Below are 26,488 nucleotides of genomic sequence, written 5' to 3' on the forward strand. Positions count from 1 at the left end.
AGGCGAACCTGACCCATCGATTGGACCATTCCATGGAGGTGCCCCAATGCGGTATAATGATCCAGCAGTCTTCTTGCCTGATCTTCCGGAAGCGCGGAACGTGGGAGGACAGGGCGAGGAGGAGGGTTATGAAGAGGCGGTGATAGGGTTGGAGACGGCCATGTCCATCAGGAACCAGATCGGATCGCTCGGCACGGCACAGGCTCGCCTTTCGGATTGCATCGCGGCCGACTGCCGTGGATGAGGATCGCCGGACCCCAATCCCTGACCTGTCCTTTTCCACAGCGAGAAGCGTCCGCGACTATCTGGCGGCGCAGGAGAAGAAGTCGCTGCTGCGCTTCCTGACCTGCGGTTCGGTGGACGACGGCAAGTCGACGTTGATCGGTCGGCTTTTGTCCGACACCAAGCAGATTTTCGAGGACCAGCTCGCCGCGCTCGAACGCGATTCGCGAAAGCATGGCACGACGGGCGACGACGTCGACTTCGCGCTGCTGGTTGATGGCCTCGAGGCCGAGCGCGAGCAAGGCATCACAATCGACGTCGCCTACCGCTTCTTCGCCACGCCGAAGCGCAAGTTCATCGTCGCCGACACGCCCGGCCACGAACAATATACCCGCAACATGGCGACCGGTGCCTCGACCGCCGATCTGGCGATCGTGCTGATCGATGCCCGGCAAGGGATGCTGCGCCAGACCCGGCGCCATTCGATCATCGCCTCGCTGCTCGGCATTCGCCATATCGTGCTGGCGGTCAACAAGATCGATCTCGTCGATTTCGACCAGGCGGTTTTCGACAGCATCGTCGAGGATTACCGGCAGTTCTCACGCGATCTCGGTTTCCAGACCATCGCGCCGATCCCGATGTCGGCCCGTTATGGCGACAATGTCAGCCGCCGCTCGGATAGCATGAAGTGGTATTCCGGCCCGACACTGATCGAGCATCTCGAAACCGTCTCGGTCGACGAAGTCGCGGTCGAGCTGCCGTTCCGCTTTCCGGTTCAGTACGTCAATCGCCCCAATCTCGATTTTCGCGGCTTCGCCGGCACCATCGCGTCCGGTACCATTGCGCAAGGCGACGAGGTCGTCGTCGCCAAATCGGGCAAGTCCTCGCATGTCAAACGCATCGTCGCCTATGGCGGCGATCTCAAACAGGCGGTGGCCGGCCAGGCCATAACGCTCGTCCTTGACGACGAGGTCGAGGTTTCCAGGGGCAACATGCTGGTTTCGCCGGCCGCGCGGCCGCAGGTCGCCGACCAGTTCGCCGCCAACATCGTCTGGTTCGACGAGCATGCGCTGCTGCCGGGCCGCTCCTATATCCTGCGCACCGAGACCGATCAGACCAGCGCCACCGTCACCGACTTGAAATACCGCATCAACGTCAACGACTTTGCCCATGAGGCGGCCAAGTCGCTTGAGATGAATGAAGTCGGTATCTGCAACATTTCGACGCGGGCGCCGATTGCCTTCGACCCGTTTGGCGAGAACCGTACCACTGGCGCCTTTATCCTGATCGATCGCATCAGCAACGCCACGGTTGGCGCAGGCATGATCGTGCACTCGCTGCGCCGCGCCGAAAACATCCATTGGCAATCGCTCGATGTCGGCAAGCGCGTGCGCGCCGACATGAAGTACCAGCGGCCCGCCGTGTTCTGGTTCACCGGGCTTTCGGGCTCCGGTAAGTCGACCATCGCCAACCTGCTGGAGAAGAAACTGTTCGCTACAGGCCGCCATACCTATATTCTCGACGGCGACAATGTCCGTCACGGTCTCAACCGCGACCTCGGATTCACCGATGCCGATCGCGTCGAGAACATTCGCCGCGTCGCCGAAGTGGCCAAGCTGATGGCCGATGCCGGGCTGATCGTCATCGTCTCCTTCATTTCGCCGTTCGGCGCCGAGCGGCGCATGGCCAGGGAATTGATGGCCGATGGTGAGTTCATCGAGGTGTTTGTCGACACGCCTTTCGAGGAATGCGCCAGGCGTGACCCGAAGGGTCTTTACGCTCGCGCGCTGAATGGCGAGATCAAGAATTTCACCGGTGTCGATTCTCCTTACGAAGCACCGGAGAAACCGGAGATCCATCTGAGGACGCTCGGCAAGTCGGCCGAAGAGATGGTAGATACCCTGGAACACTGGCTGGACGAGCGTGACATTGCCGAAGACCAATATGACAATGGCGGCGGCATCTGACGACAGGTCGATGCTTGAAATCTTCGAGCGGCTGGCGCTAGAGCGGTTCAGAGTTTGATAGAATCTCTGGCCCGCTCTAACTTCTTGTTTTTACGCAATTCCGGACGGAAAACCGCTACGCACTTTTCCCGGAATTGCTCTAGCGGCCGGGCGCGAGGTCATGCGTGTATTCCATGCCGGCTGCGCGGTCGAGATCGCATTTCTGCGCTAATGGGCGATGAAACATTATCTGCGTCACGCTTCCAGCGTACGACGAAGACCCGCCGATTTGCACGCTTTTGCACGCCGCAACTCTCCAACAGGCCGACTGCGCTTTCCAGCCTTCCCAACTTCGTTCTGTTGATTGTCACTGAAAACTGACCCGGCATTCCACCGAGATTTGACCCGTCTCTCGCTCAGAAGTAACGAACAGAAGAAATTGAACTATGACAGCAACACGCGATTACCCTGACCGTACTGCTCCGGTATCGCGCACAGAGTAGCATGGCAGCGAAAATCGCCGCCGAAACTACGCCATTACCGCTCCCCTCACTCCCACTCGATCGTCCCAGGCGGCTTCGAGGTGACGTCATAAACCACGCGGTTGATGCCGCGCACTTCGTTGATGATGCGGGTGGCGGCGGCACCCAGGAAGACCATGTCGTAGTGGTAGAAATCGGCCGTCATGCCGTCGACCGAAGTGACGGCGCGCAGCGCACAGACGAATTCGTAGGTGCGGCCGTCGCCCATGACGCCGACGGTCTGCACCGGCAACAACACGGCGAAGGCCTGCCAGATCGCGTCATAGAGGCCGGCCTTGCGGATCTCGTCGAGATAGATGGCGTCGGCCTCGCGCAGGATCTCCAGCTTCTCGCGCGTGATGCCACCGGGACAGCGTATGGCAAGACCGGGGCCTGGAAACGGATGGCGGCCGATGAAGCTTTCGGGCAGGCCGAGCTCCTTGCCCAGCGCCCTCACCTCGTCCTTGAACAGTTCGCGCAGCGGTTCGACCAGTTGCATGTTCATGCGCTCGGGCAGACCGCCGACATTGTGGTGCGACTTGATCGTCACCGACGGGCCGCCGGTGAAGGAGACGCTCTCGATGACGTCGGGATAGAGCGTGCCCTGTGCCAGGAAATCGGCACCGCCGAGCTTTTTCGCCTCTTCCTCGAACACCTCGATGAACAGCCGACCGATAGTCTTGCGCTTCTTTTCCGGATCCGACTCGCCCTCCAGCGCCGAGATGAATTTTTCCGAGGCGTCGACAAGGATCAGCGGCAGATTGTAGTGCTGGCGGAACATCGCCACCACACCGGCGGCCTCGTCCTTGCGCATCAGGCCATGGTCGACGAGGATGCAGGTGAGCTGGTCGCCGATCGCCTCGTGGATCAGAAGGGCAGCGACCGAGGAATCCACGCCGCCCGACAGCGCGCAGATGACCTTGCCTTTGCCGACCTGCTTGCGGATCGCCTCGACCGCGTGCTCGCGGTAGGCGCGCATCGTCCAGTCGCCTTCGATGCCGGCGATGTTGTGGACGAAATTCCTCAGCAGCCTCGCGCCGTCCGGCGTGTGCACCACCTCCGGATGGAACATGATGCCGTACATCCTGCGCTCGACATTGCCGAAGATGGCGAAGGGCGAGCTTTCCGATTTGCCGAACACTTCGAAGCCCGGTGGCAGGGCGATGACGCGGTCGCCATGGCTCATCCATACCTGATGGCGCTGGCCGGTGGCCCACAGCCCCTCGAACAGCGGGCTGTCCTTCTCGATCTCGACGAAGGCGCGGCCGAATTCGCGATGGTTGGAGCTTTCGGCGACGCCGCCCATCTGCACGCACATGGCCATCTGGCCGTAGCAGATGCCAAGCACCGGAACGCCGGCGTCGAAGACGATCTGGGGCGCGCGCGGGCTGCCGATATCGGATGTCGAGGCCGGTCCGCCGGACAGGATCACCGCTTTCGGATTGATGCGATTGAAGGCCGCCTCGGCCGACTGGAACGGCACGATCTCGGAAAACACGCCGGCCTCGCGGATGCGGCGAGCGATGAGCTGGGTAAACTGGCTGCCGAAATCGACAATCAGGACGGTGTCAGGGTGATTGGCTGTTGTCATGGCGAGCGTTTAGAGAAAGAAATGAGTCTGCGCAATGGGTTGCGTAGCCTGACTTTCAGACTGGTCTGGGCTGATCGTTGGATGAAGCCGCCCGCAGCAAACCCGAACCGATCGCCTGTTCAAGGCGCATGACAGCGTCGGCCAGCTTCTCGTCAATGACATGGAGATATTCGGTCCAGTCGCCGACGTGCCTCAGATCAGCCGCACCGTCGGAAATGCCGCGCAGCCCGATGAGAGGGATGTCGAAGAGCTGGCAGGCACGCAAGCAGGCGAAGGTCTCCATGTCGACCATATCGGCGGCGATGGCATCATAGGCCGCGCCGGTGATGATGGCGCCGCCGGTCGACAATGTCGCCTGCTTGACTTCGGGAATACGCAGCGGCAGCGGTACGGTCACCGGCAGGTCGAGGAACGGCGTGGCGCCCTTCTCGAAGCCCAGCGGCGAGGCATCGATGTCGCGATAGGCGACCGAGACCGCCTGGTAGATTTCCGTCTGTTCCAGGGTCCGGCTACCGGCCGAGCCGAGCGATACGACAAGGTCCGGCAACGCCTTCTCGGATTTCAACCAGGAGAGCTCGGCACCCAGCCGTACGCCGGCTTCGACCGGGCCGACACCCGTCATGAGCGGGGTGAACAGCCGCTGCAAATGCGGCCCGTATTCGGCCTTCGCCGCCATGACGAAGAGGACATCCTTGCCACCAATTCGCACGACGTTGCTCATCGGATCAGCCAGCTATCCCGTCACGCCCAACCACCGTCATCATCGTCCCGGTCATGGTTGCGATCAGCTTGGCCTCGCCGTCGGCGGCGAAGGCATAGGCCTGGCCGTCGGCAACGATGATGGTGCGGCCGGGTTTGGTCACCGAACCACGAAACAGAAAGCGTTCGCCCCGGCCTGGCGCCAAAAGATTGACCTTGAACTCGATGGTCAGCACGCCGGAATTTTCCGGCATCAGCGAGAACGCCGCATAGCCGCAGGCCGAGTCCAGCGCCGTCGAAATGACCCCCGCATGCAGGAAGCCATGCTGCTGGGTCAGCGCCGCCGAATAGGGCATCTCGATCTCGATGATGCCGGGTGTCACCAATGTCAGTTCGGCGCCGATCGTCGCCATCGCCTGCTGGCGCGCGAAAGACGCCCTGACGCGATCCTCATAGTCCGGAGCCGGTACGATCTTCGCTGCCATCGCCATTGCCTTCACGTTTGCCGGGAAAGCTTATCGCAGAGGCATGGGCGGCAGGCAAATGCTTTTGCTGCACTGCAACAAAACGACATCGAGGCGTGCAAGTATTAACCCCCCGTGGCGGCGAGATTCCGCGCACCTGCAACTGGAGCGTTGCCGGTCCCTGTCAACGGCGTCAGTTCGCCCGGCGCATGGCGCAGAAGTAAAATCCGTCAGTGCCACTCAGCGCCGGCGAGAGCGAAATGCCGCCTAGCGCACCGATCCGCATCGCGGCGGCATGGCCTGGAAAGTGGCTGTCCCAAAGCTGGCGATGATCGACCGGGGCAAAGCCGCCGTGTCGCTCGCGAAACGCGGCGACCTGTTCGCCATTTTCCTCGTCGAACACGGAGCAGGTGATGTAGACCAGCAGGCCGCCGGGTTTGACGTAGGTTCTGGCGGCATCGAGGATCGTCGACTGCTCGCCCTTGCGGGCGTCGAGCTGTCTCTGTGTCAGCCGCCATTTGGCGTCGGGACGCCGCCGCCAGGTGCCGCTGCCGGTGCAGGGCGCGTCGACCAGAACGATGTCCATATGATTGGCGAGCGGGGCAAGCTCGGCCGGCTTGGTGGCGACCTGCACATTGCGGTTTTCCGAGCGGCGGATGCGGTCGAAGATCGGCGCCAGCCGCGCCTTTTCGGCATCATGAGCAAAGATCTGACCGTGATTGCCCATCGCAGCCGACAGCGCCAGCGTCTTGCCGCCGGCGCCGGCGCAAAAGTCGAGCACCTGCATGCCAGCCGTCGCGCCGGCAAGCGCCGCCGCAATCTGCGACCCCTCGTCCTGGACCTCGAACCAGCCTTTCTGGAAGGCCGGCTCGGCCTGCACGTTCGGATGTCGGCCATCACCGTCGATCGGCGGGATGCGGATGCCGTAGGGTGCGATCCGTGCGGCGCTGGCACCCGTCTGCTCCAGTTCGGCCAAGACTTTGGCGCGATCGGTCTGCAGGGTGTTGACCCGGATGTCGAGCGGCGGACGCGTGGCCAGCGCGGCGCCCTCCTCGACCCACGTCCCACCAAAGGCCCGTTCGAATAGCGGTTCGCACCAATCGGGTATGTCGGCGCGAACCGCGAGCGGCGCGTCGGCAAGCCGGCGGTCTGCGATTGCCTGGAGTTCCGTTGCGCTCAGCAGCGGCGGCGCGAACTTGTCACCTTCGAGCGTAGCGTTGAGCGACTGCCCCGTCTGGCTCCATTCGAGCAGCAGCGCCCCGAAGCCGATGGCGCGCGGCGTGTCTTCGCCCAGCAACCAGCCGGCGGAGCGTTTGTGGCGCAGCGCGTCGTAGACGATGTTGCCGATCGCTGCGCGATCACCACCGCCGGCGAAGCGATGTGACAGGCCCCAATCCTTCAGCGCATCGGCCACCGGCCGGTGACGCCGACCAATGTCCTCCAGCACTTCGATGGCCGCAGCCAGCCGTCCGCCCAGTCGCATTCGTCATTCCATCAAATCGAGCACATGAATCCCAGAGCCTGCTCTTAGAGCCTTTCACGCCCGGATTGAACCCCGCTCCATCGCGCACCGCCGAGACACTGCTGATCACGCCCACGGATCAAGCCGACCAATAAATCTCCACGGTCCGCGAAAGCAGATCGATCAATAGATGAAAGGTCTCTAATGTTCGCAACTGGCGACTGCAAGCACGGCTTGTGGCGCAACCGCTCTGCTTTCCAAGTTTTTCGGTTGGGAATACTCTTGCCGCCATGATTCGCGGCGCGGAAACCGTGTACCGGCGGATCGTCACGAGGAGAGGGCAATGAAGACTTATCTGGCGGAAGTTCTAGGCACATTTCTGTTGGTGTTCATCGGTACGGCGTCCGTGGTGACGGGCGGCTTCGGCGGCGCGCTGCCGCTTGGTCAGGAGGGCATCGGCCTAGCATTCGGCATCGGCCTCATCGCGGCGGCCTATGCGATCGGCCCGATTTCGGGCGCGCACCTCAATCCGGCGGTGACGCTCGGCGTCTTCCTTGCCGGCCGGCTGCCCGCCAAGGACGTCATCCCTTATTGGATCGCGCAGATCATCGGCGCCATCATCGCCTCGCTGGCATTGTGGATCATCGTTTCCGGCCAGGCCGGCGGCCACACCGGCGGCTTCGGCGCCAATGGCTGGGACGAGACGAAATGGGTCATGAGTTCGGCGTTCCTGTGGGAACTGATCGGCACCTTCACCTTCGTCACTGTGATCCTCGGCGTCACCGCTGAAAGGCACTCGACGGCTTTTGCCGGTCTGGTCATCGGCCTGACGCTGGCTGGCATTCACTTCGCCATGATCCCGGTCACCGGCACCTCGGTCAATCCGGCGCGCTCCATCGGTCCGGCGCTGTTTACCGGCGGTGCCGCGCTCAGCCAGCTCTGGCTGTTCATCGTCGCGCCGTTGATCGGCGGCGCCATTGCCGGCGTCGTCGCCAAGGCGCGTGTCTTCGAGAAGGATTGATTTCCAAAGCCCGAATGCAAAAGGCGCGGGCCATGGCCCGCGCCTTTTTTGTAGGTCCTAAGTTCGGATCAGGCGGCGATATCGAAGCGATCGGCGTTCATCACCTTGGTCCATGCCGCAACGAAATCCCTGGCGAATTTCTGCCTGGCGTCCCCGGACCCATAGACTTCGGCCAATGCACGCAATTGTGCGTGCGAGCCGAAGATCAGATCGGCACGGGTGCCGGTCCACCTGACCGCCTTGGTCTTGCGGTCGCGCGCCTCGTAGACCTCTTCCGAGCCCGGCTCGGAGCCGGCGGCCGGATCCCACAGCGTGCTCATGCTGAGCAGGTTGACGAAGAAGTCGTTGGTGAGCGTACCCGGCCTGTCGGTGAACACGCCATGCTTTGACTGCCCAGTGTTGGCACCAAGCACCCTCAGACCGCCGACAAGCACCGTCAGCTCCGGCGCCGTCAGGCCCAGCAACTGCGCCCGGTCGACCAGCATGGCTTCGACCGACATGGGCTGCTTGCCCCTGACATAGTTGCGGAAGCCGTCGACTTTCGGCTCGAGCGCGGCAAAAGAATGGACGTCCGTCTGCTCCTGCGAGGCATCCATGCGGCCTGGCGTGAACGGCACCTTCACGTCGTTGCCGCCGTCCTTCGCGGCCTTCTCGACCGCGGCGACGCCACCGAGAACGATCAGGTCGGCCAGCGAGACCTTCTTGCCGCCGGTATTGAACTCCTTCTGGATGGCCTCGAGCTTGGCTAGCACCTTCGACAATTGGGCCGGCTCATTGACAGCCCAGTCCTTCTGCGGCGCCAACCGGATGCGGGCACCGTTGGCGCCGCCGCGCTTGTCGGAGTTGCGGAAGGTCGAAGCCGAGGCCCAGGCAGTCGAGACCAGTTCGGAAACCGACAGGCCGGAGGCCAGGATCTTGGCTTTCAGCGATGCGATGTCCTGGTCGCTGACCAGTTCATGATCGATCGCGGGGATCGGGTCCTGCCAGATCAGCTCTTCCTTCGGCACCAACGGGCCGAGATAGCGCACGACCGGGCCCATGTCGCGGTGGGTCAGCTTGAACCAGGCGCGGGCGAAGGCGTCGGCGAACTGATCCGGATGCTGGTGGAAACGCCGCGAGATCTTCTCGTAGGCCGGGTCTGCCCGCAGCGCGAGGTCGGTGGTCAGCATGGCCGGCGCGTGACGCTTCGAGGAATTGTGCGCATCCGGCACCGTGCCGGCACCGGCGCCGCCCTTCGGCGTCCACTGATGGGCGCCTGCCGGGCTCTTCGTCAGTTCCCATTCATAGTTGAACAGATTGTCGAAGAAGTTGTTGCTCCACTTGGTCGGCGTCGTCGTCCAGGTGACTTCGAGGCCCGACGTGATGGCGTCGCCGGCAATGCCCGAGGCATGCTTGCTCGACCAGCCAAGGCCCTGCGCCTCGATGCCGGCACCTTCCGGCTCCGCGCCCACCAGCGAGGCATCGCCGGCGCCATGGGTCTTGCCGAAAGTGTGGCCGCCGGCGATCAGCGCCACGGTTTCCTCGTCGTTCATGGCCATGCGCGCGAAGGTTTCCCGGATATCGCGGGCCGAGGCCAGCGGATCGGGCTTGCCGTTCGGCCCTTCAGGATTGACGTAGATCAGGCCCATCTGCACGGCGCCTAGATGGCCGCGAAGTTCACGGTCGCCCGAATAGCGCTCGTCGCCGAGCCATTTGGTTTCCGAACCCCAGTCCACGTCCTGCTCGGGCTCCCAGACGTCGGCGCGCCCGCCGGCGAAACCGAAGGTCTTGAAGCCCATCGATTCCAGCGCGACATTGCCGGTGAGGATCAGCAGGTCGGCCCAGGAGATCTTGCGGCCGTATTTCTGCTTGACTGGCCAAAGCAGGCGGCGCGCCTTGTCGAGATTGGCGTTGTCCGGCCAGCTGTTGAGCGGCGCGAAACGCTGCTGGCCCGCTCCGGCGCCGCCGCGGCCGTCGCCAATGCGGTAGGTGCCGGCGCTGTGCCAGGCCATGCGGATGAACAGCGGACCGTAGTGGCCGAAGTCGGCCGGCCACCAGTCCTGCGAGTCCGTCATCACCTGGTGCAGGTCCTTGATGACCGCATCGAGATCGAGGCTAGCGAATTCCTTGGCATAGTCGAAGTCCTCGCCCATCGGGTCGGACAGGTTCGACTGCTGATGGAGAACCCCGAGGTCGAGCTGGTTCGGCCACCAGTCACGGTTGGTCCGGCCGGCGGACCCATGCGCCACAGGGCATTTGCCCGCGCTGTTATCGTCGGTTTTCGCGTCCATCTCTCACTCCAATTTTGCCGAGGTTTGATTCTGCCGAGGTTGATTTTTGCCGAGATTTTGGGGGCGGCCAGCGGCCCGCGCCAATCTGGAACGGTTCCAGACTAGGCCACACTGACGATAAAAACAAATTGCCTTTCCTGTTTATTTCGATAGGATTTTCTTATGACAGGCTTGACTGCATGATCGGATTGACAGTTCGCCAGATGCACTATTTCGACGCGCTGGCGCAAACGCTGCATTTCGGGCGTGCGGCGAAACTTGCCGGCGTCAGCCAGCCCGCGCTGTCCTCCCAGATCGCCGAAATGGAGCAACGGCTGAACTGCCGGCTGTTCGAGCGCGGCGGCAGGTCGGTGCGCATGACGGACGAAGCGATCGCTCTGTTGCCCCGCATCGAGCGCATCCTGGCCGACATACGTGACGTGGAAACGACGGCCCGGCGCGGCCGCACGGCCATGGAAGGACGCTTCCGGCTGGGCATCATCCCTACCGTCGCGCCCTATCTTCTGCCGCGTGCCCTGCCCGAACTGAAGAAACATTTCCCGGCCTTGCTGCTCGAGTTGCGCGAGGCGGTCACCACCTCCCTGGTCGAGGACACCGCATCGCGAAAACTCGATGCCTTCATCGCGGCACTTCCGCTCGACCATCCCGGGCTGATCACCGAGGCGCTGTTTCCCGACCGGTTCTTCCTGGCCGTGCCATCAGCCGATCCGGCCTTTGCCTCGCCGCCGGTTCCACCCGAGAGCCCGGCGCTGGAAAGACTGATGTTGCTGGAAGAAGGCCATTGCCTGCGCGAACAGGCGCTGGCCGTCTGCGGCAATGTGCGACCGGTGGCGATGGCAAGCTACGGCGCCACCAGCCTGACCACGCTCCTGCAGATGGTCGCGCACGGGCTCGGCGTCACACTCATCCCCGAAATGGCGGCCGGCCCCGCCGGCACTATCCCCGACCTCAAGATCGTGCCGTTCCAGGAGCCGATGCCGCAGCGCATGATCTGCCTTGCGTGGCGGCGCAACAATGCGCGGCATGGCGAATGCGTCGAGCTGGCGAAGATTATCCGGGGCCTCGGCGCGGCGGTGCTGGCGGGCTGAGAGCGGGTCTAACCGGGCGCTACAGCACCCGCGACAGGAACTCCCGGGTGCGCGGCGATGTCGGATTGGCGATCATCTCGCGCGGCGCGCCGCGTTCGACGATCACGCCGCCGTCCATGAAAACGAGCTGGTCGCCGATCTCGCGGGCGAAGCCGATCTCGTGGGTGACGACGACCATCGTCATGCCGCTCTCGGCAAGGTCGCGCATGACCTGCAGAACTTCGCCGACCAGTTCCGGATCGAGCGCCGACGTCGGCTCGTCGAAGAGCAGCACCTTGGGCTTCATCGCCATGGCGCGCGCGATCGCGACACGCTGCTGCTGACCGCCGGACAATTCGCGCGGATAGCGGTCGACCTTGTCGGCAAGGCCGACACGCCGCAGCAGCACCTCCGCCTCGGCCTTTGCCTGGTCCAGCGGGATTCGCCGCACCTGCGTCGGCGCCTCGATCAGGTTCTCCATCACGGTCATGTGGGAGAACAGGTTGAACGACTGGAACAGCATGCCGATCTCGGCGCGGCGCCGGCACAGAAGATCGTCCTTCACCTCATAGAGCTTGTCGCCCTGGAGGTCGTAACCGACGAACTGGCTGTCGACGAGCAGGATGCCGCCGCTGAGCTTTTCCAAATGGTTGATGCAGCGTAGGAACGTGCTCTTGCCGGACCCCGACGGGCCGATGATACAGGCGACCGATCCCTCCGGCACATCGAGGTCGACGCCTTTGAGAACTTCAAGCTGGCCATAGGTCTTGCGTACGCCGCGCGCGAACACCATGGAGTTGGCCGGCACGCCGAAGCGGGCACGATTTTCGGATTTCACATCGCTCATCGGGCAATGCCGCTCAGGCTGATGGCGTTGCGCAAGGCGCGCATCGTCAGGGGATCGCGACGGATATCGCTGCGGCCGAAATGGCGCTCCAGGAAATGCTGCCCGACCGACATGATGCTGACCACGGCGAGATACCAGAACGCGACCACGATCAGCAGTGGGATCGTCTCGAAGGTTCGGGCGTAGATGCTTTGCGCCGTATAGAACAGGTCATCGACGGCGATGAACGTCACCAGCGAGGTCATCTTCAGGAGGTTGATCGCCTCATTCCCGGTCGGCGGCAGCACGAAGCGCATGGCTTGCGGCAAGGTGATGCGCTTCAGGATCATGCGATAGGGCATACCGAGCGCGCTCGCCGCTTCCGACTGGCCGGACGGCACCGACTTGATGCCGGCGCGGATGATCTCGGCCATGTAGCCGGCCTCGCACAGCGAAAGCGCCACCACGGCAGAAAAGAACGGGGTCATGAAATCATTGGTGCGCACTGAAAACAGCGTGCCGAGGAACGGCAGCGTCAGCGAGATCTCGCGCACCAACAGCGACAGGTTGAACCAGAAGATCAGCTGAATCAGGGCCGGGACACCCCGGAAGAACCAGACATAGACGCCGGAAAAGGCGCGCAGTACCGGGCTCGGCGACACCCGCATGATGGCGATGACGGTGCCGACCACGATCGCCAGCATCATGATGATGACGGTAAGCATCAGCGTGTTGCCCAGGCCGCGCATGATCGAGGGATGGAACAGGTAGCCGGCGGCTGTGCCCCAGGCAAAGGCCGGGTTGCTGGCGAAGGCGCGAATGATCAGGAAGGCCAGCAGCAGGGCGAACGCCGTGCCGATCCAGATGCCATAGCGGCGCTGCGGCACGACGATCAGCCGTGACACGGCGGCGGCGGCGCCCGGCTCGATGCCGATCTCGGTCGGGTGGGCCACGCCCATCGGATGTCTCCAGGTTGCGGGCCGGCGCCTGATGAAGCATCAGACGCCGGTAGTCTCTATTCGGCGCGAAGCGCGTCCATGGAGCCGACGAAATAGGGTTCCTTGATCGCGTAGGCACCCATGCCGTACTTCTCCAGGATAGCCTTGTACGTGCCGTTCTTGAACAGTTCGGCAAGTGCAGCCACCATCATGCCGGCGGTCTCCTTGTCGTCCTTGGCGATCGCCATGCCGAGTGGCGCGACTTCGTAGAGCGTCGGCAGGACCACCAGTTGCCCTTTGCTCGTCACCTCGAAATAGCTGGATGCCGTGGCATCGTCCATACGCGCGTCGACGCGGTCCGAAAGCACGGCCTGGACGATATCGGTGGAGGAATTGAACACCGACTTTTCGATCGCCTTCTGGCCTTTATCGGTGCATTCCTTGCCGAGCTTGTCGACCAGGAAATCCGAAGCACTGCCGGCCGAGACGCCGATGCGCTTGCCACAGAGCGGCGTGTCGCCGCTGAAGCTCGCCTTCTTGTCGGGTGACGTCGAGACGGCCAGGCCCGCCTTCAGGAACATGACGAAATCGACCTGCTTCAGGCGCTCCGGCGTGGCCGAGAAGGTCTCCCAGGCGATCTTGAAACGGCCGGCAGCGAGGCCCGGGATCATCGACGGAAACGGCGTGCGCTGGATATCGAGCTTGGCGTCGACGAGCTTGGCCACCTCGCCGGCGAGTTCGATGATGATGCCGGTCTGCTTGCCGTCGGCGTCGAGATATTCGAACGGCGCGAAGTCCAGCGTGTTGGCGACGGCGAGCGTTCCGCTCTGCTTCACCTCAGCGGATTTCGGCACATCGGCGGCTTTGGAAACCCCGCCCCAGACGGTGGCGGAGACCGCCAGCGCAAGGCTGGTCATTCGCAGGTATCTGTTCATTGCTGTTCCCCTTTCTTGTCCTGTTTACGGTCTTCACGGCAGAGCCCGGGCCGGTGGCCGGCACGGGCTCGGCATCCCTTACGAAGCGGCTGCTTCGGCCGCCTTCTTCTTGCGGTAGTGATAATTCTTGTCGATGCGCTCCATCAGGTAATCGCCATAGAGTACCGGCTCGTATTTCGGCTGTGTGCCGGCCGGCACGCAGACCGGAAGTGCGGCGATCGTTTCATCCATGGACGGATCGAAGAAGAAGGGCTGCGAATAGCGCTCGCGTCCGGAGCGGTTGATGACGCGGTGCGGCGTCGAGACGAACTGGTCGTTGGACCAGCGCGCCAGGATGTCGCCGACATTCATGACGAAGGAATCCGGGACCGGAGGCGCTGGAACCCAGTCGCCGGCCTTGTTCTTGACCTCGAGGCCGCCGACATTGTCCTGCGCCAACAGGGTGATGAAGCCATAGTCGGTGTGGGGAGCCGAGCCGAAGAGGCCCTCTTCCTGGGGTTGCGTCGGATAGTGCAGCAGCCGCAGGAAGGTCGTCGGCTGCTCGAAATAGCGGTCAAGGCTGTCGGAGGGCAGCCCGAGCGAGAGCGCGATGGCGCGCACCATCTTGCGGGCGAGCGTACCCATCGCCTGGACATAGCGCTCGATGGTCTCCCTGAAGCCGGCAAGAGCGGCCTCGTCAGGCCACTGGTTGGGACCTTGCAACGGCTTGCCGGCCAAAGCCCGGGGATCGTCGGCGCCGACCTCGTGCATGAAGAAGATCGATTCGCTCTGGTTCGGCTTGCTGACGGCCGCCACCGACGAGGTCACGATGGTCGAGCCGGCAAAGGGCAGGAAGCCGCGGAAATTCTTGTCGATCTTCAGCTTGGCCTTCTCCTCCTCGGGCAAGGCAAAGAAACGCTTGGAGGCCTCGCGGACCGCTTCGACATCGGCGCGCGGAATGGGGTGGCCGGTGACATAGAGGAAGCCGATCGTCTCGAGATAGCGGCGCAGTGTCGCCGCCGTTGCCCGGATCGCGGCTTCGTCGTCGCCATAGAGCGCCGAGACGTCGAGGATCGGAATTTCGGAAAAATCGCCGCGCTCTTGTGCATCCATTTTCGAACACCCTGTCTTGAACATAAGATACAGTACTGTATTTCTACACATCCGAACGGCCTCATCAATAGGCTTTCGATCGCAAAAAGAAGGACGCGGCATCATGGCACCACGCAAGATCATCATCGACACCGATCCGGGCCAGGACGACGCCTTTGCAATCCTCTTCGCGCTGGGGTCGCCCGATGAACTCGACGTGGTCGGCATCACCACGGTCGGCGGCAACGTGCCGCTTGCACTGACCTCGAAGAATGCGCTCAAGGTCGCCGAGCTTGCAGGGCGGCCGGATGTGCCTGTTTATGCCGGCTGTCCGGCTCCGATGGTGCGCAAGTTGATCACCGCCGAATATGTCCACGGCGAAACCGGCCTCGACGGCGCCGACCTTCCCGAGCCAGTGACGCCGCTGCAGGACGAACATGCGGTCAACTACATGGTGCGCGCGATCATGGACGCGCCTGAAGGCGAATTGACCGTCTGCACGCTCGGGCCGATGACCAATCTGGCCATGGCGATGACCATGGAGCCGAGGATCGCGCCTCGGCTGCGCGAAGTGGTGCTGATGGGCGGCGGCTTCTTCCAGGGCGGCAACGTCACGCCGGCCGCCGAGTTCAACATCTTCGTCGACCCGCACGCCGCGCACAAGGTGTTCGACAGCGGCGTGCCGGTGACCATGGCGGGCATCGACTGCACCTACACAGCGCTGATGACGCCCGAATGGCTGGACCGCCTGCGCGCCACCGGCAGCCGCGCCGCGATCGAGGCCGCGAACCTGGCCGACTTCTACCGCCAGTACGGCACCCACAAATTCGAAACGCCGGCGCGCCCGATCCACGATGCCTGCGTGACAGGTTATCTCCTGGCGCCGCAAATCTATGAACAGCGCCAGTGCGCGGTGACGGTCGACATCGTTTCGCCGGAGACGATCGGCATGACCGTCGTCGACTGGTGGCACGTCACCGGCCGGCGCAAGAACTGCAATGTGCTGCGGCGCATCGATCCGGCGCCGTTCTTCGAACTCATGCTGGAGCGGATAAGCGCATTGCCCTGAGTTGCGCCTTCCGCGATAGATGGACACTTGTTGAGTCGCCAAGCTCATAGGAGCCGGCAAACGGATTGCAGGCGTTGAGCATGGCGATGAAGGTCTTGACCACATGAGAGCCGACAGCGCCCCTGCCAGAGGCAAGAGACCGCCCAAAGCCGCCGCGCCCGCGAAGGCGGCGCGGCAGACGTTGAGCCGCGAGGCCTGGATATCGGCGGCGCGCAAGGTGCTGGAGAAGCACGGCATCGGCGAGGTCAAGATCGACCGCCTCGCCAAGCAGTTCAAGGTGACGCGCGGCAGCTTTTATTTCCATTTCACCAGCCTGGCCGATCTTCGCGACGGACTGCTGCAGGAATGGCGGGACATCAATTGCCAGCCCTTCTGGGCGATGCGCGAGCTACGCGACATAGACGGCCTGCAGTTCTTCACCGACATCGTGCATGTCTGGGTCGACGAGGCCCCGTTCAGTCCCCTGCTCGACCTCGCCGTGCGCGACTGGTCGCGAACCTCGAAAAAGCTGGCGCGGGAAGTCAAGGATATCGACGACCTGCGTATCGAGCTCCTGATCCGTTCCTTCCGCGCCATGGGTTATCCCGAGGACGAGAGCCTGGTCAGGGCTCGCATCACCTATTTCCACCAGATCGGCCAATACGCTCTGTCCTTCAAGGAAGACCCGGCGGTGCGCCGAAGCTACCAGCCGCTGTTCGGCGAAGTGCTGCTCGGCCCGCTGGTCCAGGAGCCGGGTTCGGCGCCGAGGCCGGTGGAAATACGCGGTGGGCGGCGATAGCTGGGCGAAGGCGCATCAGCCCGCTGGGGGTATCGCGATGCCGGCATGGTGGCTTCCCAACTGCCAGAAGGGTAGCCGGAACCGTTCACGCTCCGCTTCGACGACATGGAAGCCCGCCGCCCGGATCAGGTGCAATGGATCGCGGTTGAGGTGGCAGCCGCCGGCGAGTCGGCCCCAGGGCCGGTTCAGACGCTCCTGCCATTTGCGGCAGCGCGGCCCCTCGGCCTGGCCGTGCTCGATGAAGATCAGCCGGCCCGTGGGCTTCAGGATGCGCCGGATCTCGGTCAGCGCCGCCTCGGGGTCGGGAATGGTGCAGAAGGCGTAGGTGACGACAACCGTGTCGGCGAAGGTGTCGGTCAACGGCAGCCTTTCACCGCCGGCCCGGATACAGTCGACATTGAATGGCAAGGAACGGCTCTTCGGTTCGGCCAGGCCGAGCATCGTGCCGTCGGGATCGACGCCGACCAGCCGCTTCACCCTGCCGGCGTCGTAATAGGGAAGGTTCAGGCCGGACCCGAAACCGACCTCGACGACAACGCCGTCTGCCCGTGGGATCAGGCGCCGTCGCATATGCGTGAATGCGCGGGCTGAACAGCCGACATGGACGAAGTAGGGAGCCATGCAGCGCGCGTACCAGGAGAGACAGGATTGGCACATGTCTCAGCCTCCTTGCCCTGCGCCGGCAGCACCAACAGGCGCGCCACCGCCGGCAACAGGCCCTGCAGTGCAATGGTGGGTGGGAGTATTGACCAGTGACATTTCTCGCTCCAAGGGAGTCTCATGATCGGGCCCGATCGGTCCGATGTCGTCGAGATGGATAGAAGGCCGGCGTCCCCTCAGCGTCCCCGCATGGCCGTGGTCGGATCGATGGAGCGATTGGAATTCCGATTTCTGGGTTTTCCGGAGTTCCGCTTGAACGGCCGGCGGGTGGAACTTGCCTTGCGCAAAGCGGCAGCGCTCCTCATCTACCTGGCCGAGGCCGGTGGGCCGGTGGCGCGCGATGTGGTCGCCACGCTTCTGTGGCCCGAGACCGACGAACAGGCCGCTCGCGCCCGCCTTCGGCGGACCCTCTATAAAATCCGGATCGCGTTCGGCAGAGAGATCATCGCCGCCACAGGCGTCTCGCTGAGCCTGCACCCAGCCTTGTCCGCCGAGATCGACACCAGGGTTTTCGAGCAGGCCTGCAATTCCCGCTCTCTCGACGAGGCAGCCGACATCTACAACGACGATTATCTCGCTGGCTTCTCGCTGCCGGACAGTCCGGAATTCGAAGAATGGATCTTCTTCCGGCGAGAGACCTTGCGCGGCCGGCTGGTGCAGACGCTGGAGCGGCTCGTCGAAGCCAAGATCGCCGGCGGCGAGCCGCGCGGCGCGGTCGTTCATGCGACACGGCTGACGGCGCTCGACCCCTTGAGCGAAAGCGCGCACCGCCACTTGATCCGTGTCCACCTGGCCGCAGGGGACAGGGCGGCGGCCGAGCGCCAGATCGAGACGTGCATCCGGCTCTTGCGGGACGAACTCGGCGTCGCGCCGGACCCCGCCACGCTGGCCATGCTGCGCGAGCCGACTCAGGACGCTACCTTGGACGTGCCCAGGACGCGTTACGTCGCGGTGGACGGCATCCACATCGCGTACCAGATCGTCGGTGGCGGCCCGGCGGACATCGTGCTTGTTCCCGGCTTCATTTCGCATGTCGAGCGTATCTGGGAAGACCCGGGCTGCCGCGCCTGGCTGACCGCGGTTTCGCGCCTGGGTCGCCTGATCCTCTTCGACCGGCGCGGCATGGGGCTTTCAGACCGGGTCGGCGCCCGCCCCACGGTCGAGGCGACGGCTCAGGATATTCTGGCGGTCATGAACGCGGCCGGCAGCCGCCGGGCCTTGCTGGTCGGTGCGTCGGAGGGCGGGCCGGGCTGTATCCGCTTCGCGGTTGAGCATCCCGATCGGCTGAGCGGCCTTGTTCTCTGGGGTTCGCTCGCGAAAGGCAGCCGCGCACCCGACTATCCCCACGCATTGACCGCCGCGCAGTATGATCTGTGGAAGCACCGCCTGCTCGCGGGTTGGGGTGGCCCGGCGGAAATCGAAACCTTCGCCCCAAGCCTCGCTGGCGACCGTCAGGCGAGGACCTGGTGGGCCGGACTGCTCAGGGCAGCCTCCAGCCCGGGTGCGGTCGCGGGCCTGCTGGAGGCGCTGCGGGATACCGATGTCCGTCACCTCCTGGCAAAAGTCTCCGCCCCGACAATGGTCCTCCACCGTTCCGGCGACCGCGCCGTGCGCATCGAGGCCGGGCGTTTCCTCGCGGCCAGGATTCCCGGCGCGCGGTTCATCGAGGCCGACGGCGACGACCACTGGTTCTGGGTCGGCGACCGGCACTCGCTGCTCGACAGCATCAGTGCCTTTGTACGACGCGGCTGATTCCGCCTCACGCCGTCTTCTGTGCCAGCAGTCCCAACTCTTCCACCATCGCCTGACGCATCAGGAATTTCTGCGGCTTGCCGGTCACCGTCATCGGCAATTCGGTGCGGAAGCGAATGTGGCGCGGTACCTTGTAGTGGGCGATCTGGCCGGCACAGAAGGCCTTGATCTCCTGTTCGGTGGCGACCTGGCCGGGTTTGAGGACGATCCAGGCGCACAACTCCTCGCCATATTTGGCATCCGGGATGCCGAAGACCTGCACTTCCCGCACCTTGGGATGACGGTAGAGAAATTCCTCGACCTCCCTGGGATAGACGTTCTCGCCGCCGCGGATGACCATATCCTTGACGCGGCCGACAATGTTGCAATAGCCCTCGGCGTCGATGGTGGCGAGGTCGCCGGTATGCATCCAGCCGTCCGTGTCGATTGCCTCACGGGTCTTCTCGTCGTCGTCCCAATAGCCCTTCATCACCGAGTAGCCGCGCGTGCAAAGCTCGCCCGGCGCACCCACGGCAACGGTGGCGCCATCGGCATCGACCGCCTTGACCTCGACATGCGGATGGATGCGCCCGACCGTCGATACGCGCTTTTCCAGCGGATCGTCGGTGCTGCTCTGGAACGAGACCGGACTAGTCTCGGTCATGCCGTAGGCGATGGTCACCTCCGACATATGCATTAGCGACACCACCTTCTTCATCACCTCGATCGGGCATGGCGAACCCGCCATGATGCCGGTGCGCAGGCTGGAGAGATCGAAGGATGAGAAATCCGGATGGTCGAGCATGCCGACGAACATGGTCGGCACGCCGTAGAGGCCGGTGCAGCGCTCCTGCGCGATCGCCTTCAGCGTCAGGCCGGGATCAAAACCCTCGCAAGGGAAAACCATGGTCGCGCCCTTCGACACACAACCCATCGTGCCCATCGACATGCCGAAGCAATGATAGAGCGGCACCGGGATGCAGAGCCGGTCGTCGACGGTGAGCTTGATGGCCGAGGTGACAAAATTGCCGTTGTTGACGATGTTCAGATGGGTGAGCGTCGCCCCCTTGGGCGCTCCCGTCGTGCCTGAGGTGAACTGGATGTTGATCGCGTCGCCCGGCTTCAGACCCTCGGAGATGCGGTCAAGGCTGTCATGCTCGTCGCGGCCGGCCATGGCCAGCACGTCGCCGAAATTGAACATGCCTGGCGAGTTCTCCTCGCCCATGCGGATGACGATCCTCAGCGCCGGCAATTTCGCGGCCTTCAACTTGCCCGGCGTCGCCGTGGCGATCTCCGGCGCCAGCGTCTCGATCATGCCGAGATAGTCCGACGTCTTGAAGCTCGCCGCCGTCACCAGGGCCTTGCAGCCGACCTTGTTCAGCGCATATTCCAGCTCGGTCAGCCGGTAGGCCGGATTGATGTTGACCAGGATCAGGCCGATGCGGGCGGTGGCGAATTGCGTCGCCAGCCATTCCCAGCGGTTGGGCGACCAGATGCCGACGCGATCGCCCTTGCGCAGGCCGAGCGCCAGGAAGCCGGCGGCCAACGCATCGACGGTGTCCGACAGTTCGCTCCAGGTGAAGCGCTTGTCCTGGCCGACGAAGATTGCGGCATCGAGCGTGCCGTATTTGCTGACGGTATCGGAGAAAAGGGCTGGAATGGTCTCCTCCAGCAAGGGCACCTTGCGCTCGCCCGAAACATGCGCCTTGCCGTCGACGGGCGCGACAAAGACAATGCCGGAGCGCGCGCCGCGTCCGCGCAGATTGGTGGCGTTCTTCAGCTCGTCGAGATTGACCGGCATCGCTCTCTCCTCCCCAGCACGGACCGAGCCTATCAGCCTGCCGGGACGGTGGAAATCCCGCCAATGGTCGTGGAACTCTCCCGCGAGGGAAGGCAGGCTATCCAACCGCCGCCGTCATTCTCGCGGCTATATCCCGCAAGACGGCCTCGTCCGCGGCGGAGCGATCTTTCCTCGACGCCACCAGGCAGGCCTGCGACTTCAGCACGAGGCCATCGCCCAGCACCTTGAGATGGTTGGCGCGCAGCGTCGAGCCCGTGGTGGTGATGTCGACGATGACGTCGGCGAGGCCGGCCGCCGGCGCGCCTTCGGTGGCCCCGAGGCTCTCGACGATTCGATAGACCTGGATGCCGTGCTTGAGCGAAAAGAATTGCTGCGTCAGGCGCCAGTATTTGGTGGCGATCCGGAGCCGCCGGCCATGGCGCTGGCGGAAATCGGCTGCAACATCATCGAGATCGGCCATGGTGTCGACATCGAGCCAAATCTCGGGGACCGCGACCACGACATCGGCATGGCCGAAGCCGAGACGGGCGACGATTTCGGCCCGCGCTTCCCAGTCGGCGAGATTTTCCCGCACCAGGTCCTCGCCGGTGATGCCGAGATCGACCGCGCCCTGGCCTATCTCGCCCGATATTTCGGAGGCCGACAGGAAGACCACTTCGACATTGTCCAGGCCCTCCACGCGGGCGTGATATTTGCGCTCGTCGCCGGGCAGGCTGACGCCAAGGCCCGCCTTGGCCAGCACCTCCAGCGCCTGCTCCTTGAGCCGGCCTTTCGACGGGATCGCCAGCGTGATCATGGTGCCGTCTCCCGCAGCGCCTCGATGCGGTCGAGCCACACAGAGAAACCGACACCGGGGATCGCCGTCTTGGCGCCGAGCAGCGTCAGCAACCTGTCATAGCGGCCGCCACCGGCGAGGGGACGCTCGCCATTGGCGGCCGTGATTTCGAAGACCATGCCGGTGTAATAATCGAGCGGACGGCCGAAGGCCGCGTCGTAGCGGATTTTTCCCGACGGCAAGCCATGCGCCTCGATCGCCTTGGCGCGGGCCGCGAATTTTTCCAGTGCCGCGCCCAACGAAAGCCCGGCGCCAGTGGCGAAGGAATCCAGCGCCTGCGCCGCGCCGTCGAGCGCCACGTCGATCGCCAGAAAACCCTTCAGCGCCGCGAAAGCCTCGTTCGACAGCCGCACGCTGCGCAACTCGGCCTTCTCGATCAGCCGCCGCGCGATGTCCGACGGTGAACGGCCGGCCGATGCCGACAGGCCGGCCTGCTCCATGCCGCCGGCAATGTGCTGGGAAAGACCGTCCAGATCGCCGTCGAGGACAAGCGCTGCGACCGGGCCGGAGAGCTGGCCGTTGCGCGGGGGATTAGCGAGATCGGCCAGTGCCGCCTCCAGCATCGGCGCCGAGCCGAAGGCGCGCGCCAGCCGCATGCGCCAGCCGCGCGGCAGGCCAAGCGCCGCCAGCACCGCCTCGAAGATGCCCTGATCACCGAGCGTGACCACCAGCGGCCGGCCGGGCAGCACCAGCGAAAGCAGTGCGTGCGCGTCAGCGACAGAGCGGGCATCGGCTTCAGCCGTGTCGCGATCGCCGAGATCCTCGATGCCGGCCTGGAAGAACTCATTGCCGCCCTCGCGGCGCTGGCGAAACACCTCGCCCAGATAGGAATAGCGGCGCGGCGTTCCGGCCTGGCTGGTTATGTGGTCGAGGCAGACCGGAATGGTGAATTCGGGCCGCAGGCACAATGTCTGCCCGGTCTCGCTCTCCGTAAGGAAGATGCGTCGGCGCAGATCCTCGCCGGCCATGTCTAGGAACGGATCGGCCGGCTGCAGTACCGCGACTTCGACCGCATGCGTGTTGCGGGTTGCGAAGAGCGCGATGATGTCGGACGAGATGGCGGGGTAGCGGGAGGTCATGGATAGGTTGGGCGCGAGGCCCCCCTCTCTGTCCTGCCGGACATCTCCCCCTCAAGGGGGAGATTGGATGCCGCGAATGCTTTCGCCAATCCTCTACGTTGCAGAAAGAACGCCGCACTTGAAGCTGCTGATCTCCCCCTTGAGGGGGAGATGGCCTGCAGGCCAGAGAGGGGGGCTCAAGCGCCACCCTTCGTGCGGTCTGCCGCCTGCGCCGCCAAGATCTTCCTGACCTCGGGAACCAGCTCACTCTCCGCAACCGTCACCTGCGCCGGCCTTGCCGCGCGCCATTCGGCATTGTCGGTGATTTCGGCGGACATGCGCGCGCCTTCGATCAGGTCCTTGATCTGCAGCTCACCCTTGGCGCGCTCGTCGCCGCCCTGGATGATGGCGACCGGACAGCCGCGACGGTCGGCATATTTGAGCTGCGCCTTCATGCCGGCGCCGCCGAGATACATTTCGGAGCGGATGCCGGCGGCGCGCAGTTCCGCCACCATCTTCTGGTAGCGGCCGAGGCTTTCCGTGTCCTTGTCCATGACCAGCACGACAACCGGCGCGATCACGGCGGCGCTGTCGAGCTTGCCGAGGTTCTTCAGCGCCGTCATCAGCCTGCTAACGCCGATGGAAAAGCCCGTCGCCGGCACCGGCTCACCGCGAAAGCGGGAGACCAGTCCATCATAACGGCCGCCACCGCCGACCGAGCCGAAGCGGACGATCTGGCCGTCCTCGTTGGGGATTTCGGCCAGAAGTTCGGCCTCGAAGACGGGGCCTGTGTAATATTCAAGGCCGCGAACGACGGAACGGTCCATGGCGATGCGGTCCTCGCCGTATCCGGCGGCCCTGACCAGGGCTTCGATCGTTGCGAGTTCGCCAACGCCCTCCTGGTAGACCGCGTTCCCGCTGACGCTGGCATCCTGGCCGGCCTGCGCATTGCGCGCCGTCGCCAGAAGAACGGCCTCGGCTTGCGTATCGTTCAGCCCGGCGCCCTTGGCGAAGTCACCCTCGCCTTCCTTGCCGCCGTCCCAGCGCCCTGGGCCAAGCAGAAGCCGGACACCTTCCGCACCCAGCTTGTCCAGCTTATCGATGGCGCGCAGCACGGTCAGCCGACGACCGGCATTCTCCTCGCCGCCAAGGCCGATCGCTTCAAGCACGCCGTCCAGCACCTTGCGGTTGTTGACGCGGATGACGTAGTCGCCGCGCTTGATGCCGAGCGCCTCCATGACGTCGGCCATCATCATCGCCATCTCGGCATCCGCCGCAACGCCCGGCGTGCCGATCGTATCTGCGTCGAACTGCATGAACTGGCGGAAGCGGCCGGGACCGGGCTTCTCGTTGCGGAACACCCAGCCGGACCGGTAGCTGCGGTATGGCTTGGGCAGGCGTTCAAAATTCTCGGCGACGAAGCGCGCGGTGGGCGCTGTCAGGTCGTAGCGCAGCGACAGCCACTGGTCGTCATCGTCCTGGAAAGAGAACACGCCTTCGTTCGGGCGGTCCTGGTCGGGCAGGAATTTGCCGAGCGCATCGGTGTATTCGATCAGCGGCTGGTCGGCCGGCTCGAAGCCATAAAGCTCGTAGACCGAGCGGATCGTCGCCATCATCTTCTCGACGGCTCGGATGTCATCAGCGCCGCGGTCGGCAAACCCGCGCGGCAGCCGCGCTTTCGTCTTTTCCGATTTGTCGGCCATAATCTGGGCACCCGATGGTTCATGACTTCGTGGCGCGGTAAATCTACCGCGTTCCACAGCGCGCGTTTCCTAACCGATGAAGCCGGGAGCGGCAAGGGTTGGCGCCCCGCGGCGCACCCGATGAGATCAGGAAGAATCGAAACCCTCTGAAACAAAAACACACCAGTAATGAAACAATGCCGCCATGAGCGCGGCATTGTGCCGACACAATCGCGGCCGATATAGCGCATCGAAACGAAGGGGTTCGGGACATGACCAGCGCAACGGAATTCCAGGCCAATGGCAAGGCAGGCGAACTGCCGGCACGCCTGCGCCCGGCAGGCACCCATGCACCGAAAATGGCTGGCCAGGCGGCCGGGCCGTTCGATGTACCCGCCGACACCGGCAAGGGATCTTCCCTGCGCGACGCCCTGGTGACCGGCCTGCTGGTGATCTATCCGACAGTGGCCACCGTGGCGGCAATCGTCGCCGGGCTGTTCCTGGCCGGCGCCAACGGCACCTGAAACCACCCGCTTCGCTGGAAGCGATTTTCATTCTTGATCGGGGGATTGAGCATGCAACTGAGCTACGCATACGCGCTTGGCTGCGCGTTTTTACTTGGGGCGGCCAATCCGGCCAGCGCCGCCGGCTGCAAGCCGGGCGACGGGGGCCTTGCCGGCCATTACTACCTGCGCGGCGTCATGGAGGTCGGCTCCGAACTGCTGCTGAAGAAGGATGGCAGCTTCGAATTCATGCTCGCCTATGGCGCCAACGACCAGTACGGCAAGGGCTGCTGGTTGAAGAAGGGCTCGACTGTCGAGGTCATCCCCGCCGGACGCAGTTCGGCATCGACGCATCATACGCCCGACGACAGCGGTTTCAGCGGCCTGGTGCTGAGCATTTCAGGCCGCAGCCTGGTGTGGGACATCAATGGCAGCGGGCACAAGGGACGGTTCGAGAAGTGATGGCAGCGCGAGCATTTGAAGGTTCGCGCCGCCCCTCGCCTACCTGCGAGCACGTTCTCCCCGTGAACGGGGAAAAGGCAGCTATTTCGGCCGCTTGAAAGCCTTCCGCTGCTTCTCGACTTCCTTGCGGCATACACAGCCTTCGAGATGGTCGTTGACCAAGCCCATGGCCTGCATGAAGGCGTAGACCGTGGTCGGGCCGACGAAGGTCCAGCCGCGCTTCTTCAGGTCCTTCGAAATCCGCACGGAAACCGCGGTGGTCGGGTTGGCGCGCAGATGGGCGAGGTCGACGGTTTGCGGCCGCTCCTCACTGCCGGGTTCGAACCTCCAGAACCAGGCGGCCAGCGAGCCGAACTCGTCGACCATTTCGCGGGCGCGTTTGGCGTTGTTGATGGTCGAGACGATCTTGCCGCGATGGCGGATGATGCCGGCATTGCCGAGCAGGCGTTCCACATCCTTGTCGGTGAAGGCGGCGACCTTGTCGAAGTCGAAGCCCGCGAAGGCCTCGCGAAAATTCTCCCGCTTGCGCAAAATGGTCAGCCACGACAGCCCCGACTGAAACCCTTCGAGGCAGATCTTCTCGAACAGCCTGCGGTCGTCGGCCACCGGCCGGCCCCATTCATGGTCGTGATAGTGCAGATAGTCGGGCAGATTGCCATGCCAGAAGCAGCGCACGACACCGTCAGGACCGGCAAGCAGGCCGGTGTTTTCATTGCTCATCTCAAGAGATCCATCCGTTAACGCGCTTCCGCGCTGCTTTTACCGTGGCTTTACCAGATTCCTGAACCCGGCGGTAACCACACCAAAAGGTTTACTGACAGAACCGCATTTTACGCGTTCCGATTCATGTTTCGGTTGCTGCTCGCCGCCAATGAT

23 protein-coding genes are annotated in these 26,488 nt (G+C 63.9%); 8 read left to right on the top strand and 15 right to left on the bottom strand.

The features are described 5' to 3' along the window. Positions 1 to 260 precede the first annotated feature (260 nt). Positions 261 to 2,189, top strand: a complete 1,929-nt coding sequence (gene cysN / locus EJ077_RS24660; protein ID WP_208703120.1) for a sulfate adenylyltransferase subunit CysN — start codon at positions 261 to 263, stop codon at positions 2,187 to 2,189. A 528-nt stretch (positions 2,190 to 2,717) separates the two neighbouring features. Here cysN and guaA read toward each other — a convergent pair. From guaA to EJ077_RS24680, 4 genes are all read right to left on the bottom strand, one after another. After that, positions 2,718 to 4,280, bottom strand: a complete 1,563-nt coding sequence (guaA, locus tag EJ077_RS24665) for a glutamine-hydrolyzing GMP synthase (RefSeq protein ID WP_208697017.1) — start codon at positions 4,278 to 4,280, stop codon at positions 2,718 to 2,720. A gap of 55 nt (positions 4,281 to 4,335) precedes the next feature. Then, positions 4,336 to 5,001: a 5'-methylthioadenosine/S-adenosylhomocysteine nucleosidase gene (locus tag EJ077_RS24670; RefSeq protein ID WP_208697018.1), complete on the bottom strand. Its 666-nt coding sequence runs from the start codon at positions 4,999 to 5,001 to the stop codon at positions 4,336 to 4,338. A gap of 4 nt (positions 5,002 to 5,005) precedes the next feature. Further along, positions 5,006 to 5,464, bottom strand: coding sequence for a PaaI family thioesterase (locus EJ077_RS24675; RefSeq protein ID WP_023686843.1), 459 nt, complete (start codon positions 5,462 to 5,464; stop codon positions 5,006 to 5,008). A 172-nt stretch (positions 5,465 to 5,636) separates the two neighbouring features. After that, positions 5,637 to 6,926, bottom strand: coding sequence for an RsmB/NOP family class I SAM-dependent RNA methyltransferase (locus EJ077_RS24680; RefSeq protein ID WP_208697019.1), 1,290 nt, complete (start codon positions 6,924 to 6,926; stop codon positions 5,637 to 5,639). A gap of 322 nt (positions 6,927 to 7,248) precedes the next feature. On the opposite strand from EJ077_RS24680, the gene EJ077_RS24685 reads away from it, so the two are divergent. Beyond that, complete coding sequence (locus EJ077_RS24685) at positions 7,249 to 7,926, top strand: MIP family channel protein (RefSeq protein WP_208697020.1); 678 nt, start codon at positions 7,249 to 7,251, stop codon at positions 7,924 to 7,926. 68 nt (positions 7,927 to 7,994) lie between these two features. Here EJ077_RS24685 and katG read toward each other — a convergent pair whose 3' ends face one another. Beyond that, positions 7,995 to 10,196 carry a catalase/peroxidase HPI gene (gene katG, locus EJ077_RS24690; RefSeq protein ID WP_208697021.1) on the bottom strand — a complete coding sequence of 734 codons (2,202 nt, stop codon included), beginning with the start codon at positions 10,194 to 10,196 and terminating at the stop codon, positions 7,995 to 7,997. Between the two features lie 179 nt (positions 10,197 to 10,375). Here katG and EJ077_RS24695 point away from each other — a divergent pair, with 179 nt between their 5' ends. Next, positions 10,376 to 11,284: a hydrogen peroxide-inducible genes activator gene (locus EJ077_RS24695; protein WP_208697023.1), complete on the top strand. Its 909-nt coding sequence runs from the start codon at positions 10,376 to 10,378 to the stop codon at positions 11,282 to 11,284. Positions 11,285 to 11,303: 19 nt separating this feature from the next. On the opposite strand, the gene EJ077_RS24700 is transcribed toward EJ077_RS24695, so the two are convergent. From EJ077_RS24700 to EJ077_RS24715, 4 genes are all read right to left on the bottom strand, one after another. Next, positions 11,304 to 12,110 carry an amino acid ABC transporter ATP-binding protein gene (locus tag EJ077_RS24700; RefSeq protein WP_281040181.1) on the bottom strand — a complete coding sequence of 269 codons (807 nt, stop codon included), beginning with the start codon at positions 12,108 to 12,110 and terminating at the stop codon, positions 11,304 to 11,306. After that, positions 12,107 to 13,048 (bottom strand): amino acid ABC transporter permease, encoded by a 942-nt coding sequence (locus EJ077_RS24705; protein ID WP_208697024.1) that lies wholly within the window; start codon positions 13,046 to 13,048, stop codon positions 12,107 to 12,109. Before EJ077_RS24705 ends, EJ077_RS24700 begins: the two co-directional genes overlap by 4 nt. A gap of 56 nt (positions 13,049 to 13,104) precedes the next feature. Then, positions 13,105 to 13,962 (bottom strand): ABC transporter substrate-binding protein, encoded by an 858-nt coding sequence (locus EJ077_RS24710; protein ID WP_208697025.1) that lies wholly within the window; start codon positions 13,960 to 13,962, stop codon positions 13,105 to 13,107. 78 nt (positions 13,963 to 14,040) lie between these two features. After that, the gene (locus tag EJ077_RS24715; protein ID WP_208697026.1) at positions 14,041 to 15,054 is read right to left on the bottom strand and encodes an isopenicillin N synthase family dioxygenase; all 1,014 of its coding nucleotides are present in this window, start codon (positions 15,052 to 15,054) and stop codon (positions 14,041 to 14,043) included. A gap of 103 nt (positions 15,055 to 15,157) precedes the next feature. Between EJ077_RS24715 and EJ077_RS24720 the strand changes: the two genes are divergently transcribed. Further along, the gene (locus EJ077_RS24720; RefSeq protein WP_208697027.1) at positions 15,158 to 16,102 is read left to right on the top strand and encodes a nucleoside hydrolase; all 945 of its coding nucleotides are present in this window, start codon (positions 15,158 to 15,160) and stop codon (positions 16,100 to 16,102) included. A 103-nt stretch (positions 16,103 to 16,205) separates the two neighbouring features. Beyond that, on the top strand, positions 16,206 to 16,880 hold the full coding sequence (locus EJ077_RS24725; protein ID WP_208697028.1) for a TetR/AcrR family transcriptional regulator: 675 nt from the start codon (positions 16,206 to 16,208) through the stop codon (positions 16,878 to 16,880). A 15-nt stretch (positions 16,881 to 16,895) separates the two neighbouring features. Here EJ077_RS24725 and EJ077_RS24730 read toward each other — a convergent pair whose 3' ends face one another. Further along, positions 16,896 to 17,537 carry a class I SAM-dependent methyltransferase gene (locus EJ077_RS24730; RefSeq protein WP_208697029.1) on the bottom strand — a complete coding sequence of 214 codons (642 nt, stop codon included), beginning with the start codon at positions 17,535 to 17,537 and terminating at the stop codon, positions 16,896 to 16,898. Between the two features lie 192 nt (positions 17,538 to 17,729). On the opposite strand from EJ077_RS24730, the gene EJ077_RS24735 reads away from it, so the two are divergent. Further along, a complete protein-coding gene (locus tag EJ077_RS24735) occupies positions 17,730 to 19,292 on the top strand; it encodes an alpha/beta hydrolase (protein WP_245458543.1) in 1,563 nt (520 codons plus the stop codon). Positions 19,293 to 19,299: 7 nt separating this feature from the next. Here EJ077_RS24735 and EJ077_RS24740 read toward each other — a convergent pair whose 3' ends face one another. From EJ077_RS24740 to hisS, 4 genes are all read right to left on the bottom strand, one after another. Further along, positions 19,300 to 21,072 (bottom strand): AMP-binding protein, encoded by a 1,773-nt coding sequence (locus EJ077_RS24740; RefSeq protein WP_208697030.1) that lies wholly within the window; start codon positions 21,070 to 21,072, stop codon positions 19,300 to 19,302. Positions 21,073 to 21,169: 97 nt separating this feature from the next. After that, a complete protein-coding gene (gene hisG / locus EJ077_RS24745) occupies positions 21,170 to 21,868 on the bottom strand; it encodes an ATP phosphoribosyltransferase (RefSeq protein WP_208697031.1) in 699 nt (232 codons plus the stop codon). After that, positions 21,865 to 22,986: an ATP phosphoribosyltransferase regulatory subunit gene (locus tag EJ077_RS24750; protein ID WP_208697033.1), complete on the bottom strand. Its 1,122-nt coding sequence runs from the start codon at positions 22,984 to 22,986 to the stop codon at positions 21,865 to 21,867. Before EJ077_RS24750 ends, hisG begins: the two co-directional genes overlap by 4 nt. A 176-nt stretch (positions 22,987 to 23,162) precedes the next feature. Further along, positions 23,163 to 24,668, bottom strand: a complete 1,506-nt coding sequence (gene hisS, locus EJ077_RS24755) for a histidine--tRNA ligase (protein ID WP_208697035.1) — start codon at positions 24,666 to 24,668, stop codon at positions 23,163 to 23,165. Between the two features lie 251 nt (positions 24,669 to 24,919). Here hisS and EJ077_RS24760 point away from each other — a divergent pair, with 251 nt between their 5' ends. Next, positions 24,920 to 25,171, top strand: a complete 252-nt coding sequence (locus EJ077_RS24760) for a hypothetical protein (protein WP_208697037.1) — start codon at positions 24,920 to 24,922, stop codon at positions 25,169 to 25,171. A 51-nt stretch (positions 25,172 to 25,222) separates the two neighbouring features. After that, a complete protein-coding gene (locus EJ077_RS24765; protein WP_208697040.1) occupies positions 25,223 to 25,612 on the top strand; it encodes a hypothetical protein in 390 nt (129 codons plus the stop codon). An 81-nt stretch (positions 25,613 to 25,693) separates the two neighbouring features. Here EJ077_RS24765 and EJ077_RS24770 read toward each other — a convergent pair whose 3' ends face one another. Then, positions 25,694 to 26,332: a DNA-3-methyladenine glycosylase I gene (locus EJ077_RS24770; protein WP_208697042.1), complete on the bottom strand. Its 639-nt coding sequence runs from the start codon at positions 26,330 to 26,332 to the stop codon at positions 25,694 to 25,696. Positions 26,333 to 26,488 lie beyond the last annotated feature (156 nt).

The organism is Mesorhizobium sp. M8A.F.Ca.ET.057.01.1.1, from assembly GCF_003952565.1.
Lineage (GTDB): Bacteria > Pseudomonadota > Alphaproteobacteria > Rhizobiales > Rhizobiaceae > Mesorhizobium.